This is a genomic window from Sphingopyxis sp. (assembly GCF_050725655.1).
Taxonomy (GTDB): domain Bacteria; phylum Pseudomonadota; class Alphaproteobacteria; order Sphingomonadales; family Sphingomonadaceae; genus Sphingopyxis.
This window is the reverse complement of the sequence record NZ_JBOHHT010000095.1, coordinates 25,103-43,225: the sequence shown is the minus strand read 5'-3', so window position 1 is coordinate 43,225 and position 18,123 is coordinate 25,103. Positions and strand designations below refer to the sequence as shown.

General features: G+C 67.2%; 13 protein-coding genes. 4 read left to right on the top strand and 9 right to left on the bottom strand.

Annotated elements, in window-relative coordinates; genetic code table 11:
* Nucleotides 1-69 precede the first annotated feature (69 nt).
* On the top strand, nucleotides 70-1,296 hold the full coding sequence (gene argJ / locus ACREBX_RS14610; RefSeq protein ID WP_431562472.1) for a bifunctional glutamate N-acetyltransferase/amino-acid acetyltransferase ArgJ: 1,227 nt from the start codon (nucleotides 70-72) through the stop codon (nucleotides 1,294-1,296).
* Nucleotides 1,297-1,395: 99 nt separating this feature from the next.
* On the opposite strand, the gene trxA is transcribed toward argJ, so the two are convergent.
* The 8 genes from trxA to ahcY all read right to left on the bottom strand — a co-directional run bounded on the left by trxA (nucleotide 1,396) and on the right by ahcY (nucleotide 14,381).
* Nucleotides 1,396-1,716 (bottom strand): thioredoxin TrxA, encoded by a 321-nt coding sequence (gene trxA / locus ACREBX_RS14605; protein WP_431562471.1) that lies wholly within the window; start codon nucleotides 1,714-1,716, stop codon nucleotides 1,396-1,398.
* 33 nt (nucleotides 1,717-1,749) lie between these two features.
* Nucleotides 1,750-5,280 (bottom strand): double-strand break repair helicase AddA, encoded by a 3,531-nt coding sequence (gene addA / locus ACREBX_RS14600; RefSeq protein WP_431562470.1) that lies wholly within the window; start codon nucleotides 5,278-5,280, stop codon nucleotides 1,750-1,752.
* The gene (gene addB / locus ACREBX_RS14595) at nucleotides 5,277-8,294 is read right to left on the bottom strand and encodes a double-strand break repair protein AddB (protein ID WP_431562469.1); all 3,018 of its coding nucleotides are present in this window, start codon (nucleotides 8,292-8,294) and stop codon (nucleotides 5,277-5,279) included. The genes addA and addB overlap by 4 nt, the downstream gene beginning before the upstream one ends.
* On the bottom strand, nucleotides 8,287-9,006 hold the full coding sequence (locus ACREBX_RS14590; protein ID WP_431562468.1) for a nucleotidyltransferase family protein: 720 nt from the start codon (nucleotides 9,004-9,006) through the stop codon (nucleotides 8,287-8,289). Before ACREBX_RS14590 ends, addB begins: the two co-directional genes overlap by 8 nt.
* Nucleotides 9,003-9,986 carry an aminoglycoside phosphotransferase family protein gene (locus ACREBX_RS14585; protein ID WP_431562467.1) on the bottom strand — a complete coding sequence of 328 codons (984 nt, stop codon included), beginning with the start codon at nucleotides 9,984-9,986 and terminating at the stop codon, nucleotides 9,003-9,005. Before ACREBX_RS14585 ends, ACREBX_RS14590 begins: the two co-directional genes overlap by 4 nt.
* On the bottom strand, nucleotides 9,983-10,435 hold the full coding sequence (tsaE, locus tag ACREBX_RS14580; RefSeq protein ID WP_431562466.1) for a tRNA (adenosine(37)-N6)-threonylcarbamoyltransferase complex ATPase subunit type 1 TsaE: 453 nt from the start codon (nucleotides 10,433-10,435) through the stop codon (nucleotides 9,983-9,985). The genes ACREBX_RS14585 and tsaE overlap by 4 nt, the downstream gene beginning before the upstream one ends.
* Nucleotides 10,432-12,795: a PAS-domain containing protein gene (locus ACREBX_RS14575; protein WP_431562465.1), complete on the bottom strand. Its 2,364-nt coding sequence runs from the start codon at nucleotides 12,793-12,795 to the stop codon at nucleotides 10,432-10,434. The genes tsaE and ACREBX_RS14575 overlap by 4 nt, the downstream gene beginning before the upstream one ends.
* 170 nt (nucleotides 12,796-12,965) lie before the next feature.
* Nucleotides 12,966-14,381 carry an adenosylhomocysteinase gene (gene ahcY / locus ACREBX_RS14570; protein ID WP_431562464.1) on the bottom strand — a complete coding sequence of 472 codons (1,416 nt, stop codon included), beginning with the start codon at nucleotides 14,379-14,381 and terminating at the stop codon, nucleotides 12,966-12,968.
* 402 nt (nucleotides 14,382-14,783) lie between these two features.
* On the opposite strand from ahcY, the gene ACREBX_RS14565 reads away from it, so the two are divergent.
* Nucleotides 14,784-15,182, top strand: a complete 399-nt coding sequence (locus tag ACREBX_RS14565) for a hypothetical protein (protein WP_431562463.1) — start codon at nucleotides 14,784-14,786, stop codon at nucleotides 15,180-15,182.
* 88 nt (nucleotides 15,183-15,270) lie between these two features.
* On the opposite strand, the gene ACREBX_RS14560 is transcribed toward ACREBX_RS14565, so the two are convergent.
* The gene (locus ACREBX_RS14560; protein WP_056368287.1) at nucleotides 15,271-15,834 is read right to left on the bottom strand and encodes a YqgE/AlgH family protein; all 564 of its coding nucleotides are present in this window, start codon (nucleotides 15,832-15,834) and stop codon (nucleotides 15,271-15,273) included.
* A gap of 131 nt (nucleotides 15,835-15,965) precedes the next feature.
* On the opposite strand from ACREBX_RS14560, the gene ACREBX_RS14555 reads away from it, so the two are divergent.
* Together ACREBX_RS14555 and ACREBX_RS14550 are read left to right on the top strand one after the other, a co-directional pair.
* Nucleotides 15,966-16,448 (top strand): peroxiredoxin, encoded by a 483-nt coding sequence (locus ACREBX_RS14555; protein WP_431562462.1) that lies wholly within the window; start codon nucleotides 15,966-15,968, stop codon nucleotides 16,446-16,448.
* A gap of 193 nt (nucleotides 16,449-16,641) precedes the next feature.
* Nucleotides 16,642-18,123, top strand: a complete 1,482-nt coding sequence (locus ACREBX_RS14550; RefSeq protein ID WP_431562461.1) for an AMP nucleosidase — start codon at nucleotides 16,642-16,644, stop codon at nucleotides 18,121-18,123.

Genomic DNA, 18,123 nt, shown 5'->3' with positions numbered 1-18,123 from the left:
CCCACCCCAACCCCTCCCCTGAAGGGGAGGGGCTTTTGCATGAGCGTAACACCCGCTAAGCGCTCCATCATGACCACGCGCTCGCCCCTCGCCCCCGCCGCCTTTCCCGCCCTCCCCGAAATCGCCGGGGTCACGCGCCGCGTCGCGCGCGCGCAGTACAAGAATTGGGACCGCTGCGACCTGACCTATGTCGAACTCGCGCCCGGCACCACGGTCGCGGGCGTGTTCACGCGCAACGTGTGCTGCTCATCCGAAGTCGAGCTTGGCCGCGAACAAGTGAAGGGCGGCAAGGGCCGCGCGCTGATCGTCAACGCCGGCAACAGCAATGCCTTCACCGGCTATCGCGGGCGTGAGGCGGTCGAACAGATCATGGCGCAGGTCGCGGTCCACCTCGGCTGCGACGCGAACGAGGTCTTCGTCAGCTCGACCGGCGTCATCGGCGTGCCGCTGCCCAAGGACAAGGCGCGCGCCGGGGTCGACGCCGCGCTCAACGCACAGCCCTGCTCGTGGGAGGCGGCCGCCGGCACGATCGGCACAACCGACACCTTCGCCAAGGGCTCGGCCGCGAGCGCGATCGTCGGCGGCAAGACCGTTCAGGTAGCGGGAATCGTCAAGGGGTCGGGCATGATCGCCCCCGACATGGCGACGATGCTCGGCTATATCTTCACCGACGCCGCGATCGCGCCCGCGCTGCTGCAGGAGATGCTGAGCGAGGCGACAGGCGGAAGCTTCAACAGCATCACCGTCGACAGCGACACCTCGACCAGCGACACCGTGCTGCTCTTCGCAACCGGACAGGCAGGCAACGCCACGCTCACCACGCGTGACGATCCGGGCGCCGACGCGCTCTACGCGGCGATCCGCGAGGTCGCGCTCGACCTCGCGCAGCAGGTCGTGCGCGACGGTGAGGGCGCGTCGAAGTTCATCGAGATACAAGTGACCGGCGCCATCAGCGACAACAGCGCCAAGCGCGTCGCGCTCGCGATCGCCAATTCGCCGCTGGTGAAGACCGCGATCGCGGGCGAGGACGCGAACTGGGGCCGCGTCGTGATGGCTGTAGGAAAAGCGGGCGAACCCGCCGACCGCGACAAGCTCGCGATCCGCTTCGGCGATCATTGGGTAGCGAAGGACGGGCTACCCGTCGATAGCTATGACGAGGCGCCGGTCGCGGCGCATCTCAAAGGTCAGGACGTCCGCATCGGCGCCGACCTGGGGCTGGGCGAAGGTGTGGCGACCGTTTGGACGTGCGACTTGACCCATGGCTATATCAGCATCAACGCCGATTACCGGAGCTGATCCTTTTACGTCGTCACCCCGGACTTGATCCGGGGTCCATGGCCCACATCTGAGAGGTCCGCATGGATCCCGGATCAAGTCCGGGATGACGAAAAGAGACTAAAGTGCGTCTTCGAGCCAGCCCTTGAGCGCGCTCTTCGGCGCCGCGCCGACCTTGGTGTCGGCGATCTCGCCATTCTTGAACAGGATCATCGTCGGGATGCCGCGCACGCCATATTTGCCGGGCGCGTCGGGATTTTCGTCGATGTTGATCTTGGCGATCACGACCTTGCCCGCGAGTTCGTCCGAGATTTCCTCGAGCGACGGGCCGATCATCTTGCACGGACCGCACCATTCGGCCCAGAAATCGACGAGTACGGGGGTGTCGCTGTCGAGCACGTCCGACTGGAAGCTGGCGTCGGTGATGGCTTTGGTACCCATAGTCTGAACTCCTGAAATTCTGTTGTCCCCAAGCTAAGGCGTCGGCGCGTCCGGCTCAAGGGGTGGGCCCGGCAAATTCGCCTTGGTTGCGGGCAAGCCCGGCTTGTGCGCGTCGAGCAGGTCATCGCCCGGCACGATCAGCCGAGGTCCTGCGGTATAGAGCAAAGCCGTTGCGACGCGCCGGCCGGGAAAGATCACCTTCAGCGCATCGCGATAGGCCGCCATCTGCCGCAGATAGGCGGGCGCGACATCGGCAGCACGCGCCGGCACATGCCGCCCGGTCTTATAGTCGATCACCGTTACCGTGTCGGGCGTGACGAGCAGCCGGTCGACGATTCCCGCCACGACCACGCCGTCAACGACCGCCGACAGCGGCACTTCGCCCAGCGAACCGGGACCGAAAAGCGCGGCGTGCGCCGGATCCTCGATCACCGCGAGCACCTCGTCGACCATCGCCGCGCGCGCGGACTCGTCGAGCGCCGCCGCCTGTACCGAGAGCCAGTGCAACGCGGCAGCCCGCCGACGCTCGGCCAGAACCGGCGGCAAGCGCTCGAACAAAGCGTGGAGCAGCAAACCGCGCTCGACCGCGACCACACGCTCGCCCCCCTGCGGCGGCGACGCGACATCGTCCTCACCCAGCGCCGACGGCGCGAGCGGCCGCGGCGGGCGCGCCTCTTCGGGCGCGGATCGCCGCGCCCAGGGCGGCACGACAACCGGCGGCGCCACTTGCCGAGCCTTGTCCTTCGGCGGACGCGCCCATTTCTTCGGCTGCACCGCATAAACGCGCTTGCGCCCCCAACGCGGCCCGGCATCCTGCCAATCGGCACCCATGTCAGCCATCACCGCATCGACCGCGCCATGCCAATTATTGTCGGGCAGCGTGCGGTCGACGGTCTTGGTGATCCCGGTGACGACCAGCAATTCCTCGGCGCGCGTCATCGCGACATAGAGCAATCGCCAATGCTCCTGGCGCTCGGCCGCTTCCTTGTCGTCATGCGCTTTGGCGATCGCACCGTGCCGTTCGTCCTTGCCCAGCCCGAACACCGGCAATTTCTCCCACTCGCCCATCGACAGGTCGAAGCTCACGCGTCGCGGCCGCGGATCGTCGGTCGCATCGGCGAGGATGACGATCGGCGCCTGCAGCCCCTTGGACCCGTGCACCGTCATCACCCGCACAACGTCGCTGCGCGCCTCGGTCTGGCGTTTGATCTCGGCCGTGCTGGCGGCGATGTGGGCGAGGAAGCCAAGCAGCGACGGCACTTCCCGCTGTGCGAAGGCGAGCGCTTGTCCGAGCAATTCGTCTATCGGATCGCGGGCTTCGCGGCCCAACCGGCGGTACAGTTTGCGCCGCCCGTCGAGCGACCCCGACAAGATAGCGTCCAGGAAACGGAAGGGCGTGGTGAAGTCGGCCATGCCGAGCAATCCGCGCAGCGCCGCCATCGTTTCGGGCGGCGCGTCGCTTTCGCGCGCGCGAAGCTGCTCCCACAAGGTGCGGCCCTTGCGGGCATGGGCAAAACCGAACAGATCGTCCTGCGTCCAGCCGAACAGCGGCGAGACCAGCAAGCCGGCCAGGTTGAGGTCGTCGAGCGGCTGCACCGCGAAGCGCATCGCCGCGAGCAGATCCTGCACCGCGAGCGACTGCGTCAGCGAAAAACGATCGACCCCCGCGACCGGCACGTGCCGCGATTGCAGCCGCGCGACGATCCGCGCCGCGAGGTCGCGACGGCGACGGACGAGGATCAATATATCGCCCGGCGCGACGCTCCGCCCGTCCTTGCCATGTTCGATCCAGTCCTGCACCTCGTCGGCAATCGCGCGCGACAGACGCAGGCTCGCGGGATCGCTCGCCGCCACGGAGGATTCGCCCGATCCGGCATCTTCCTCGCCGTCCTCGCGGTCGCTCTCGTCGTCGGCGGCCGCATCGAGCGCTTTCCCGACCGGCAGCGGCTCCCACAGCTCGACGCGGCCCGCGCGGTCGCGGTTGAAATCGGCGGGGATGTGCGGTGGCTCGTCGCTTTCCAGCCCCATCAGTTCGGGCGCGCCCGCCGCGATCCACGCATCGACGACGTCGAGCACGGCGGGGCTCGACCGGTAGTTGGTGTCGAGATCGACATCCTCGAACGGCCTGCCGCCCGCCATCGCCCGCTCGCCAAAGCGGATCCGCGCGGCCTCGAACGCCGCGGGTTCGGTGCCCTGAAAGCCGAAGATCGCCTGCTTGCGGTCGCCGACGGTGAACATCGTGCGGACGCGGTCGTCCTTGGCGCCCAGTCCGGCAAAAAATTCCGCCGCGAGCGACAGGATAATTGCCCATTGCCGCGCGTTCGTGTCCTGCGCCTCGTCGACCAATATATGATCGGTGCGCTGGTCGAGCTTGAAGCGCACCCAGTCGCCGAAATCGCCGGTGGCAAGCAGGTGGCCGGCGATGCTGATCAGGTCGTCGAAATCGGCATAGCCCTTGTCGCGCTTGGCGAGGGCATAGGCTTCGGCAAAGCGGCTGCCGAGATCCCACGCCGCCGCCAGATCGTCGGCGACCTGCATCGCGGTGGCGATTGCCAAAAGATCGCCGGTGGCGGCAACGATTCGTTCCGCGGCACCAAGGCAGCCGCGCATCGCGCCCTTTTCCTTGGTGTAGTCGGCGCGCAGATCGCCCGTCCCGGTAACGAAGCAGCCGCGCACCGCGGCCAGCATCGCCGCGCGCCCATGCGAATCCGCGCGGCGCCAGTCGTCCATGATATCGGCCCGCCCGTCGCCGGTCTTGGTCGCCCAGTCGCGGCCACTGAGGGCCACGGCCGCGATATCGGCATCGGCGACGGCGCCATCCGCAATCGCCGCCGCCCGCCAGTCGGCGGGGTCGCCCTGCGGCAGGTCGAGCGCCGTCCGCAGGTCGGTCGCCCGTGGCGCAAGCCGCGGCGCATTCGCCGCCGTAAAACTGCTGGCGCAGCGCGCGAGGAAGGCGATGGCGGCATCCTGCCCCAACCGCCGCGACAGCATCGCGGCGATGCTTCGCATGCGATCGCCGTCGCCCCCCGGTTGCGACAGGAGCTTGCCCAGCACCTCGCGTTGCAGCGCGCGCGCCTCGCTATCTTCGAGCGCGCGGAACCCCGGCAATATCCGGGCCTCGAGCGGGAAGCTGGCGAGCAAGGTCTGGCAAAAGCTGTGGATCGTCTGGACGCGAACGGCGCCGCCGGGGCTGTCGATGACCGTCGCGAACAGCGATCGCGCCCGCTCGATCAGCGCCGGGACGCCATGATCATAGCCGATGAGTTCAAGGTCCAATCCCAAAGCCCGGAGTTCGGTGCGCAGGTCGCCGTCGTCCATCCGCACCCACATCGCGAGCCGCTCGTGGATGCGATGCGCCATTTCGGCAGCTCCCGCCTTGGTGAAGGTGATGCAAAGGATCGCTTCGGGCGACACGCCTTCCAGCATCAGGCGCAGGACGCGCGCCGACAGCACCTGCGTCTTGCCCGTCCCCGCCGACGCGCCCAGCCAGACATGATCGTCGGGCTGCGCCGCGGCACGCTGCCCTATATCGAGCATTTTGAGCTGCTTGTCGGGGTCGATCATGCCGCCCCCACTTCGGTCGCGCGATCGTCGGCGTCACCCCGTCCGAACCATTCGTCGCGGCGCATCAAATGGTCGAAATCGGCATAGCGCTTGCCCGTATCGCCCGGAACAAACGGCTCCTGGCCCAACAGGTAACGCGCTATCAGGTCGCCGAATACTTCGCGCGCGCGCTCGACGACCGCGCCCGCCGTCGCGGGTTTGGGTTTTTGCCCGCGGATGGCCTTGACCGCGCCATCAACCTCTTTTTTCCGGTCGCGCTTCAGTTCCCAATATTCGAACGCGTCGACGATTTCGGGCGCGAGGTCGCCGAGCCCCGCGTCCTGCGCCAGCAAGCCCAGAAGGCCAAGCTGGCTGTTGAGCCCGTCGCCCGTCGATTTGCCCGACGGCGCCGCACCCGTCTTGTAATCGACGATCGCCAAGGTGCCATCGGCGGTCTGGTCGACACGGTCGGCGGTCCCGTGGAGCAGGATGCCATCGACGACCTGTTCGCCGCGCACCTCATTCGCCACCGGCCAGCGTTCGTCGCGCGACGCCCAAACGCGCTCCGCCGCCCAGCGCAGCGACGGCTCGATCCGCGGCAACCAGAAAGCGCTGGCCAGTGAATCGAGCGCCGGGTCTGACCGCAGTGCCGCCAGTTCGATATCGAACGCGGCTTCGGTCAGCCCGGCCGTCTGCCAGTCCTGCAGGAATTTATGGACGCGAATGCCGAACCACTTCGCGTCGGGGCCGCTGCTCAGCGGATCGAGCTCGCTCAGCCGCAATATCTTTGCCGCATAAAAGGCAAAGGGATCGCGCGCGAGTTGATCGACCCCGGTCACGCTGATCCGGCCCGGCCGTGCCGCGAGCGGCGGCGCCGGTTGCGGTTTTTCGGCCGGCGCGCTGACGCCCGGCGGCACGTCGAGCATCCCCGCAAGCGCCATCACCGATTGCTCGCCCAGCCGCGCCTCGGGCAATTCGCCCGCGAGCGCCGCGAGCCGCAGCCAGAAGCGCGACGCGACCGCCGGATCGCCGCCGCTGCGCTGTGCGCGTGTCACGACCACCTCGCGCGCCGCGAACGCCCCCGCAAAATCATGCGCCGCCGCGCCCTGCTGGCGTTCGGGCGCCGCGAGTCCGAGCATCCGGCGGATACCGGGCGCGAGCCACGGGTCGGGGCTCTGCTGCTGCGGCCAGCGGCCTTCGTCGAGCCCGCCGAGGATCATCACATCGGCGCGCTGGAGCCGCGCTTCGAGCAGTCCCCAGATGAACAGGCGCGGGTGCCCGCCATAGGGCGGCCGCACGCTCTCGCTCGACAAGAGGTCGGTGAGCATCGCCGGAAAGTCGGCGGGCGCGACGAGCGCCGGGCCGTCGCCCTTCGCGAGCGCCCAGCGGTCGAACAATTCGGACAGCGCGCGCCCGGCATGGCCCGTCCACGCCCCCTCGCCGGTCAGCCAGCCGAGCGCCGCCTGCAACGCGCCGAGCAGGACCGAAGGCGGCGCGGGAACGCCCGCCGCGAAGGGCGCAAGCGTGGTGCCCAGTCCGGCGGCGACATCCGCCCACCAGTCGCCGATCGCCTCTGCTTCGGCATGGCCGCGCGCTTTCGAAGCGGCGGCGCGTTCGGCGATCCGCGCGGTCACTCCGTCCCAGCCGGGCACCAGTCCCGGCCCGCGCAGCACAAGGTCGAGCCGCCGTACCTGATCGAGCCAGCCGAGCCGCGCTTCGCCCGCACGCACGAGCGGATGCCCGAGCAGCGCGACGAGCCGCACCGGATCGAATGCCGCAGCGAATTCGGCGAGCGCAAGCAGCAGCGCGCCCGGCGGCGTCTGCCCGAGCGGCTGCCCCGCGCTGTCGTCGACCGAAATATTCCAACGCGCGAGCGCCGCCGCGACGCGCGTCGCGAGCGCGCGGTCGGGGGTCACCAGCGCGGCAGTGCGCGTGGGCGTTTCGAGCGCGTGGCGCATCATCAGCGCGATCCCCTGCGCCTCCTGCCCGTCGTCGGCGAACACCCCCGCGCTGACACCGGCGATGCCGGGGTTCAGATCGCCCGCCTGTTGCCAGCGTGTCGTATAGGCGGCGGGCGCGAAGAGCAGCGAGGTGAAGGGCGCGCGCGCATCGGGGCCGTCGAAGGGCGAGGTCGCGTCCCAGGGCCGCACCTCGTCGCGCGACATACCCATGCGCCCGAGCAACAGCTTCAGATGATATTGCGGGTGCGTCTCCAGCGGGCGCTCGTGGGGCTTATCAGGATCGGCTTTCACCGGGCCGAGCGCATCCCACTCCTCGCCGGCCATGCCAATGTCCAGACCCGGCAGCACGACCATGCCTTGAGGCAGATCAGCGACGGTGCGCAGCAGCCGCGCGATCGCGGGCGCCGCCGTGGTGACACCGGCCGCCACCACGAAGCGCGCGGGCGGTGCGACGCGCCATCCCTTGGTCACGCGACTCAGCAGACGGTTGCGGCGATCGGCGCGGTCAATATGCCCCGTCGCCGCGAGCAGCTTTGGCCACTGATCGACGAGCAGCGACAATCGCCGCCACGATGCCTGCCAATGCCCGGCAAGGTCGCCGAGTGCGCTTTCGATATCGGCGAGCCGCGACGGCGCTATCTCTTCATAATGGAGCTGATCGATCACGCGCCCCAGCCCCTCGGCAAGTTGGAACGCCGCGGCGCCCGCGATCGGCTCCTCGCCTGCCGGATTATGCTTCTCGATCAGCCCCGCGAGCATCAGCCGCCGCTTCAGCGCATCGATCGCGGGCGGGATGGCTTCGGCCTCGTCGATCGGGTCCAGCGCGAGCGCGACGCTTTCATCGAGGTCGGCATCGCCGATCACCGCGAGCCGCGGCATCAGCAAACCGGTGCCCCCCGCGCGCACGAAAGCCGCCTGCACCGCGGTCCGCGCCCGATTGCTCGGCAGCACGATCAAGCCCTGCGCCAGCCCCAGCGCACCATCGGCATAGCGGGCGATCAATCCGGCGGCGAACGCATCGGCGAAGGCCCGCTGGACGGGAATGGAAAATACGGTGGGTTTGGCGTCAGCCATCCGTCAGCGCGGCTTCGGTCGGCGCGATGCTCGCCGGGGTGCCGACGTCGAACCACTGCCCCATGTGCGACAGGCCATAAAGCCGCCCCGCCGCGATCGCGCGATCCCAGAGGATGTTGGTCGAAAATGCTCCCTCGGGCGCATCATCGAGCAGCCGCGGCGAAATAAGCTGGATGCCGGTGTAGACGAAGGGCGCGATCCGCCCCGGCTTGCGGCGCGACAGCTTGCCATCGCCGTCCATATGGAAATCGCCGCGGCCGCCATGCCCCGTCGCGCTCGCCTGCCGGATCAGCAGCAGCAACGCGTCCATCCTGTCGCCGTCCCAGTGGCGCGCGAGATGGCGGATGCTGTCCTGCGGCCCGTCGGTCCAGATATTGTCGCTGTTGACGATCAGGATCGGGTCGCCGCGAAGCCGCGGCAGCGCCTTCACCATCCCGCCGCCGGTTTCGAGCAGCAGGTCGCGCTCGTCCGAAATCGCGATGCTGAAGTTGCGCTTCTGCGACGCCAGATGCGCTTCGAGCGCGTCGGCGAGATAATGGACGTTGACGACGACATGCTCGACGCCCGCCGCCTCGATGCGGTCGAGGCTATGGTCGATCAGCGCCTTGCCGGCGACGCGCACCAGCGGCTTGGGCCGCGTCGCGGTGAGCGGGCGCATGCGCTTGCCGATCCCGGCCGCCATCACCATCGCGCTTTCGATTTTCGTCGTCACTGCCCCATTGCCTTCCAAATCGCCGCCCGTTTCGAAGCGGGGACATTGGCGTCGAACCATTGCCGAACGGGGACAAGCGCCGGATGCGCGAGATCGCGTTCGAGCAGCCCCCACATGCGCGGCTGGAAGCTCTTGTAATGCGGCTTGTTGTCGCGCTTCCACAAGCGGACGAAAACGCCGAGGATGCGCGTGTTGCGCTGCGCCGCGAGCGCCCAATAGGCGCTTTCGACGTCCTGCCCCGTCGCCGACTGATAGCGCGCGAGCATCGCCGCCTCGACCGCCGGGCTCACGTCGCGCCGCGCGTCTTCGAGCACCGAGGCGAGATCATACGCCGGGTGCCCAACGAGCGCGTCCTGGAAATCGAGGAGGCCATAATGGGCGATGCCCCCCTTGCCGGGCACCAGCATGATATTTTCGGCATGATAGTCGCGCAGCACCGTGACGCGCGGCAGGCCGTCATGCTCGACCGGCGTCAGCACCTCGGCCCATGCGGCGCGAAACGCGTCGCGGTCGACCTCGATGTCGAAAGCCGGGCAATACCAGTCGCTGAACAGCATCACCTCGTCGAGCCATTGATCGAGCCCATGCACCGGCAGCCCGTCCATCGGTGGCCGCGCGTGGAGGTGGACAAGCAGGTCGGTCACCCCGGCATAATAACCGGCCTCGGTATGCGGCGCCTCATCGACCGTTTCGCGCAGCCGCACGTCGCCGAAATCATCGATCAGCAGCAGGCCCCGCTCCAGATCGCGCGCGAGGATCGTCGGCGCGGTCAGCCCCTGTTCGCACAGAAATTCGGCGACCGCGATGAACGGGCGCGGGTCCTCGTGCGGCGGCGGGGCGTCCATCAACACCGCCTGCCGGTCGCCGTCGACGATCCGGAAATAGCGGCGGAAAGACGCATCGCCGGCGAGCGGCAAAATCTGGGCGTCGCCCCAGCCATGCGCTGCAAGGAACGCCGGGGCATGGGCGGGAGGAATCATCGGAGCGGCCATCTTGCCCCCCAAGCGGGCGGCACCGACGCTGTCAAGACGCGCGCGTCGCCCTCACCCGAAATCGTGAGCAGCAGCGCGTCCGGCCAGCCTTCGCTGCCCAGCCGTTCGGGCCATTCGATCAGCAGTGCGCCGTCATAGAGATAGTCATCGAGCCCCAACTCGATCAGCTCATCCTCGTCCTCGATGCGATAGAGATCGACATGCGCGACGGCCAAATCGACCTCGGGCGGCGCATAGGGCTGGACGATTGCAAAAGTCGGACTGGGCGCCTCGCCCGCTAGCCCGCGCGCTTTCAGCATCGCGCGCGCCAGCGTCGTCTTGCCCGCGCCAAGGTCGCCCGAGAGTAACACGACGTCGCCCGCGATCAGCGCCGTCCCGATCGCAGCGCCAATCCGCTCGGCCTCATCCAAGCCATAGTTGCAGGTAAAAACCGTCATGCGCCGCGCGGCAGACTGATCCGCACGAGCGTGCCCTGACCTTGCTCGCTCACCACTTCCATCGTCCCGCCATGCGCCGCGACGAGATGGCGCGCGAGCGCAAGGCCGATGCCGCCGGTCGCGGTCCCCGCCTGCTGCCCCTTGGCGACCGCAGCCGCCGCCGCGGGCATGCCGGGCCCATTATCGGACACGATGATATCGACGCCGCGCGCATCGCCATCAGCGTGGAGCAGCACGCGCGCGCCCGATTTGCGCGACGGCGCGGTGAAACGCACCGCATTGTCGAGCAGCCCCGCGACGAGGCGTGACAGCCGCGGCGCGTCGCCGTCGATGCTCCCGAGGTTCGCCGAAATATTGCCCACGAGTTCGACCTTCTCGCCGTCGGCAAAGGGCTTGGCGTCGGCGAGCGCGCCTTCGAGCAGCGCGCGGATATCGACCGGCGCGCGTTCGACCGCGAGCGTCCCCGCCTCGCCCTGCGCGAGGTCGAGCACATTGTCGATCTGGCGTCCGAGCACGCCGACCGAATCCATGATCGCATCGATATAGGCGCGCTGCTGATCGCCGAGCTTGCCGGCATAGCCCGCCTGCAGCATCTCGCCGAAGCCGCCGATCGAGGTCAGCGGCGTGCGCAATTCATAACTCATCCGCGACAGGAACGCGGTCTTCGCCTTGTCGGCGGCTTCGAGTGCCTCGTTGCGTTCGCGCAGCGCCCCTTCCATCTTCCGGCTCGCCGTGATGTCGAGCATGATGAGCAGCGCATTGCCGTCGGGCAGCGGGATCGACGCGAAATCGAAATGGCGCCCGTCGGCGAAGCGAACCTCGCCGACGCGCTGTTGCCGTTCCAGCGTCGCGGCACGGATCACTTCCTGCACGATGCTGATCTGGTTCGGTTTGGCGAGCCGGTCGGCGAGCCCGCCCATCAGCGCATCGACGCGCGGATGTGCCGCAAGCGTCGGCTCATCGATTCCCCACAGGCGGCGGAAACGCTGGTTCCACAGATGCAACCGCCCGTCGGGCGCGAAGACCGCCACGGCCTCGAACAGATTGTCGAAGGTCGCGGTACGCACGCGCAGCAGCGTGTCGCGCGCACCCGCAAGCTGCACCTGCTCGGTCTTGTCCTCGGCGATCAGCAGCAGGCCGCCATCGGGGGTCGGCTGCGCAACGACGTGGAGGTGCGTGCCATCGCGCAGCAGCCAATCCTCTTCGCTCGCGCCGGGCTGCGCGAACCAGTCGACATGCGCCTGCCGCCATTCGGGATAGTTGCGAACCTCGGGCGTCCGCCCGCGTTCGCGCCAGGCATCGAGCAGCCGCGCGAACGGCAACGCCTCGGCGACATCCTCGGACTCGATACCGAACAGCCGGCGGAACGGCAGGTTGGCGAAATTGAGCCCCTGATCGGGACCGAATTGCGCAACCGCCGCCGACAGGCGGTCGAGCAGCTCGCGCTGGGTATCGACGAAGCGGCGGTGCGCGCCGCGCTCGGTTTCAAGTTCCTGGATGTCGATCGCATAGCCCGCGATCCCGATCACGCGGCCGCCTTGCGGCGCCAGCGGCACGTCGACGACGCGCATGATGCGGCGCTCGCCCTCGATCGTCACCGGAATCGTGCGAACCTGCGCCGAACCCGCAATGCGCGCTTCGTCGGCGGCTTCGGCGGCACTCACGCCGGCCACGGTCTCGCACAGTTCAATCCCGCCATCGATCACCGCGACCGCGCTCTTCGCCTCGACCGCACGGACATAGGCGGTGTTGACGAGCGCGAGATGGAGATCGATGTCGCGGAACCACATCGGGAAGGGCGCCGCCTCGATCAGCCCCGACAAGGCTTCGAACGCCGCCAACGCCTCGTCGCGCTCGCTGCGCGCATGCGCCAGCGCCCGTTGCCCATCGGTCGCGTCGCTCAGCCACAGCAGCACGCCGCCCGGCCCGCCGACCGCGTTCGGCGCCGCGGCGCCGTGGATGATGATCGCCCGGTTGCCACCCTCGGGCTTCAGGCTCAGCGTAAAGGGCTTCGCGCCGCGCTGCGCGCCGAGAATTGCCTGCCGCAACGCATCATGGCCCGCCGCGTCCAGCCCGCTGCCCAGCCCGCGCAGCTCGTCGAAATTGCGCGGTCCGCGCTCGAGCCCCAACCAGCGGCCGAGCCGCTCGCTCGCCTCGATCCGCCAGTCGGCGCGGACAATGACGGGAAGCTGCGGCGACGCTTCGACAAGGCTTGCGAGCCTTTCGGCCTGCCCCGCAACGAACGCCGAGCGCCGCTGCATCGCGATCCCGCGCACCGTCGCCCAAAATCCGGCAAGCAGCCAGAGTGCGGCGAACAGACCGAGGGCGAACAAAAAGGTTGGGGAAAGCGATCCGCTCATCCCGCTTCAATCTTCCACGCTTCGGCTGTCTTCGGTGCCATTCTCGCCAGCCCTAAAGGCGATGGAGTCATGTTTCAATCGCATGTCATACGGATCGGCGCGCCGCATCGTCCGATGGGCGCGCCGTCCACAGCTTTTATCGTTGCGGAGAGGGCCCGGCCCTCATCCGGTCAATAACGATAATGATCGGGCTTGAACGGCCCTTCGACCGGAACGCCGATATAATCGGCCTGCTTCTGGCTCAGCTGGCTCAGCTTCACGCCCAGCTTGTCGAGATGCAGCGCCGCGACCTTTTCATCCAGATGCTTGGGCAGAACATAGACGTCGTTCTGATACTGCTCGCTGCGCGTCCACAGCTCGATCTGCGCGAGCGTCTGGTTGGTGAAGCTCGCCGACATCACGAAGCTCGGGTGGCCCGTCGCGTTGCCGAGGTTCACGAGGCGGCCCTTCGACAGGATGATGATCTGCTTGCCGTCGGGGAATTCGACCAGGTCGACCTGCGGCTTCACTTCGGTCCACTTGTAATTGGCGAGCGCCGCGATCTGGATCTCGCTGTCGAAGTGGCCGATGTTGCAGACGATCGCCATATTCTTCATGCCCGCCATATGCTCGGCGGTGATCACGTCGGCGTTGCCGGTCGCGGTGACGAAGATGTCCGACCGCTTGACGGCTTCGTCCATCGTCACGACCTCGAAGCCCTCCATCGCCGCCTGCAGCGCGCAGATCGGATCGATTTCGGTAACGAGGACGCGCGCGCCGCCGTTGCGGAGCGACTGCGCCGAGCCCTTGCCGACGTCGCCGAAGCCGGCAACCGTCGCAACCTTGCCGGCGAGCATCACGTCGGTGCCGCGGCGGATCGCGTCGACGAGCGATTCCTTGCAGCCATAAAGATTGTCGAACTTCGACTTGGTGACGCTGTCGTTGACGTTGATCGCGGGGAAGGGCAGCTCGCCCTTCTTGGCGATGTGGTACAGGCGGTGGACGCCGGTCGTCGTTTCTTCGGACACGCCCTTGATCGCCTTGACCGTCTTGGTCAGGTAGCCGGGGTTCGCCGCGACAAACGCCTTCAGCGCGCGCTGCATCTCGATCTCTTCTTCATTCTCGGGTGCCGGCATTTCCTGTCCGGCCTCGAGCTTCGCGCCCCACAGCGCGAACATCGTGGCGTCGCCGCCATCGTCGAGGATCAGGTTGCAGGTCGTGCCGTCTTCGACACCCCAGTCGAAAATGCGGCCGACATAGTCCCAATAATCGGCGAGGCTTTCGCCCTTCACCGCGAACACCGGCACGCCCGTCGCCGCGATCGCGGCGGCGGCATGATCCTGCGTCGAGAAGATGTTGCACGTCGCCCAGCGGACGTCGGCGCCGAGCGCGGTCAGCGTCTCGATCAGCACCGCGGTCTGGATCGTCATGTGGAGCGAGCCGACGATGCGCGCGCCCTTCAGCGGCTGCGCCGCGCCGAACTCGCTGCGCAGCGCCATCAGGCCCGGCATTTCGGTTTCGGCGATGTTGATTTCCTTGCGACCGAAATCGGCAAGCTTGATGTCGGCAACGACATAATCACGGGTATCGGCGGCGAGAGTGGCCACGTTCAGTCTCCTGTAGGCGAGTTCGGCCGCAGGCGAGCGGCCACGAAAATATGAGGTAATTATCTTGCGCGCCCTATCCGAAAGCGCACCGCCGATCAAATATAAACTTTTCTTTATATCGCAATATCGGCACCGCCCGGCCGGATGCCGGACGCACGAATCGCGGGCGCGAAATGCACCGGCCTGCGAAAATAATTTTTAGCGGACGCAATTATGACGGTCGTAGCCACGATTTTGTGACAACGAGTCCAGATCGCCAAGATTCTGAAAATCTTGACTTATAGAACTCCTTGCGGATAGCATAATTCGTCTTTGTGACACGAGTATTACAACACCCTCGAAATATTGACTTTCCTGCCGATGCGCGAGAAAATCATCCAAAGTTTTCGGAGGGATACAAAAATGAAAAAAATTCTACTGCCGCTCGTTGTATTGGCTTTCGCAAGTCCCGCTGCGGCGCAATCCATTGTCGTCGTCACCGCGCCGCAGGCCGGTGAGTCAGAGATTCTGCCGGTGGCCTATGCCGAGCTCAAGGCCGGAGAAAACCAGGCAGCTGTCGAAAAGCTGACCGGCGAAACCACCCTCCACGCTCGCGATCCGTCGCGGCTGATCAATCTTGGCACCGCTTACGCTCGTCTGGGTCGCACCGTCGATGCCGCCGCGGCCTATGGCAACGCGATCGGCAGCCCGATCCGTTACGATCTCGAACTTGCCGATGGTCGCTATGTCGATTCGCGCTGGGCCGCGCGCACCGCGCTCGCCAACCTTAATCGGGGCCGCCCGTTGCTCGCGCTCAAGTAAACCGTCGCCCCCGCGAAGGCGGGGGCCGTCCGAAATGTAACGCAAGGTCGATAACGGCCCCTGCCTTCGCAGGGGGCGACGGATATTCCTACGCCTCGCCGCCTTCCGTCGTCAGCAAGCGGGCGTCCACTCCCGCTTCGGCGAACGCCGCCTGCCACCTTTCGGCGGGCGGCGTTTCGAACAACAGGCCGTCGCTGCCCGGCGTGACATGCCAGCCGTGGCGAACCATCTCGCCTTCGAGCTGCCCCGGCGACCATCCGGCATAACCGAGCGCCACCAGCCAGCGCGACGGACCGCGCCCTTCGCCGATCGCGCGCAAGATGTCGTGCGAGCTCGACACCATCCAGCGATCGCCGACCTGCACCGCCTCCTGCCCGCCCCAGTCGAGGCTGTGGAGGACGAAGCCGCGCGACGGCTCGACCGGTCCGCCGAGAAACACCGGCTGGTCGAGCGGCACCTCGTGCGCGATTTCGAGCTGGTCGAGCACCGCACCGACGGTCATGCCGTCGATCGGATCGTCGATGCCGATCCCCATCGCGCCCTCTTCGTCATGGCTGATCATCGCGATCACCGAATGTTCGAAACGGGGATCGCCGATGCCCGGCAGCGCAAGCAGCAGCTGGCCGGTGAACCAGGTGGGGTCTGTGCTCATAAGCGGCACCATGCCGCGTCGTGGCGGCGCGGTCCAGCTTTTCGATCAACCGCCGCGCCGCGCTTGACTTGGCGACCGACGCACCCGATGTCACCGCCATCAAAATCCCCTCGAGTGAAAGGATGCCGACCATGACGATCCAGACCGGAGACAAGCTGCCCGACGCCACCTTCGTAAAGGTCACCGAAAGCGGCCCCGAACAGGTCAACACCGCCGATTATTTCAAGGGCCGCCGCGTCGCGCTCTTCTCGGTCCCCGGCGCCTTCACCCCGACGTGCTCGGCCAAGCATCTGCCGGGCTATGTCGACAAGGCCGGCGAGCTGATGGCGAAGGGGGTCGACGAAATCGTCTGCACCGCGGTCAACGACGCCTTCGTCATGGGCGCCTGGGGCAAGAGCGGCAATGCCGAGGGCAGCGTCACGATGCTCGCCGACGGCAATGGCGACTTCGCCGAAGCCGTCGGCCTCACCATGGACGGCAAGGCGTTCGGCATGGGCAAGCGCGGCCAGCGTTTCTCGATGATCGTCAACGACGGCGTCGTCGAACAGCTCAACGTCGAGGCCCCCGGCGAATTCAAGGTGTCGAGCGCCGACCATATGCTCGAGCAGCTGTAAGCTCTGGATCCTCCCTGCGGCGCAGCCGTGGGGAGGTGGCAGCGCGAAGCGCTGACGGAGGGGCGGATGGCGCGACGTCGCAGCCCCTCCACCACCGCCTGCGGCGGCGGTCCCCCTCCCCATCGCTTCGCGACAGGGAGGATCAGCCCGCCACCCCTTCCCTTTTGTCACATTTTCATGCAACAGCGTCGCGATGACATCCAACTCATCGCAAGAAACCACCGACCCCACCGCACTCGTCGACGACATCATCGCCGAGCTTCAAACGCGCTTCCGCACGTCGGTCACCAATCTTAAATCCGCCATCGCCGCCTATGTCCACGACCGCACGCTGCCGCCAGCCGACGCCGCGGCGACGGGGCTGTTCGACTATCCGGCGATCCGCCTCGTCACAACCGGCGAACAGCGCGAGGGACAAAAGGGGCATAATCTCTCCTTCGGCCGTTTCGAACGCGCGGGCACCTTCGAAACTACGGTGACGCGCCCCGACCTGTTCGCCGATTATCTGCGCGACCAGCTCATGCTCCTGGCGCGCCATTACGACATCACGCTCGAAGTCACGCGGACCGGACAGCAGATCCCCTTCCCCTATGTGCTCGACGCCAGCGACGGATCGGACATGGGCGGAGTGACCCCGCTCGAACTCGCGCGCCACTTCCCGACCACCGAACTCGCCGACATCGGCGACGAACTTGCCGATGGCCTGTTCGGGCAAGACCCCGCGGCATCGCAGCCGCTGGCGCTGTTCGACGCGCTGCGCACCGATTTCAGCCTCGCGCGCCTCCGCCACTACACCGGCACCGCGCCCGAGCATTTCCAGCGCTATATCCTGTTCACCAACTATCACCGTTATGTCGACGAATTCGTCGCCTGGGCGGGCGCGCAGGTCGGCCAAGGCCGCTACACCGCGCTCGCGGGCGCCGCAGGGCTTTACGTCGACCAGCCGGGCGTCAACGCCAGCGCGCTCGTCGCCGACAGCGCGTGGCGGCGGCACCAGATGCCCGCCTATCACCTCATCGCCCCCGATGGCGGCGGAATCACGCTCGTCAACATCGGCGTCGGTCCGTCGAACGCCAAGACGATCTGCGACCATCTCGCAGTGCTGCGTCCCGAGGCGTGGCTGATGATCGGCCATTGCGGCGGGCTGCGCCCCAGCCAGCGCATCGGCGACTATGTGCTCGCGCATGCGTACCTGCGCGACGATCATATCCTCGACGCGGTGCTGCCGGTCGCCATCCCGATCCCGCCGATCGCCGAAGTGCAGGTCGCGCTCGCGACCGCCGCAGAAACGGTGTCCGGTGCCACGGGCGCCGACCTCAAGAAACGCATGCGTACCGGCACCGTCGTCACCACCGACGACCGCAATTGGGAATTGCGCTACACCGACAGCGCGCTGCGCTTCTCGCAGTCGCGTGCGATCGGCATCGACATGGAAAGTGCCACCATCGCCGCGCAAGGCTACCGCTTCCGCGTGCCTTACGGGACGCTGCTTTGCGTCAGCGACAAGCCGCTCCACGGCGAACTCAAACTGCCCGGACAGGCAAATCGCTTCTACGAGGAAGCGATCGCCGCGCACCTCCAGATCGGCATCCGCGCGTGCGAGACGATGCGCGACGAGGGTGCCAAGCTCCATAGCCGCAAGCTCCGCGCGTTCAACGAACCACCGTTCCGTTGA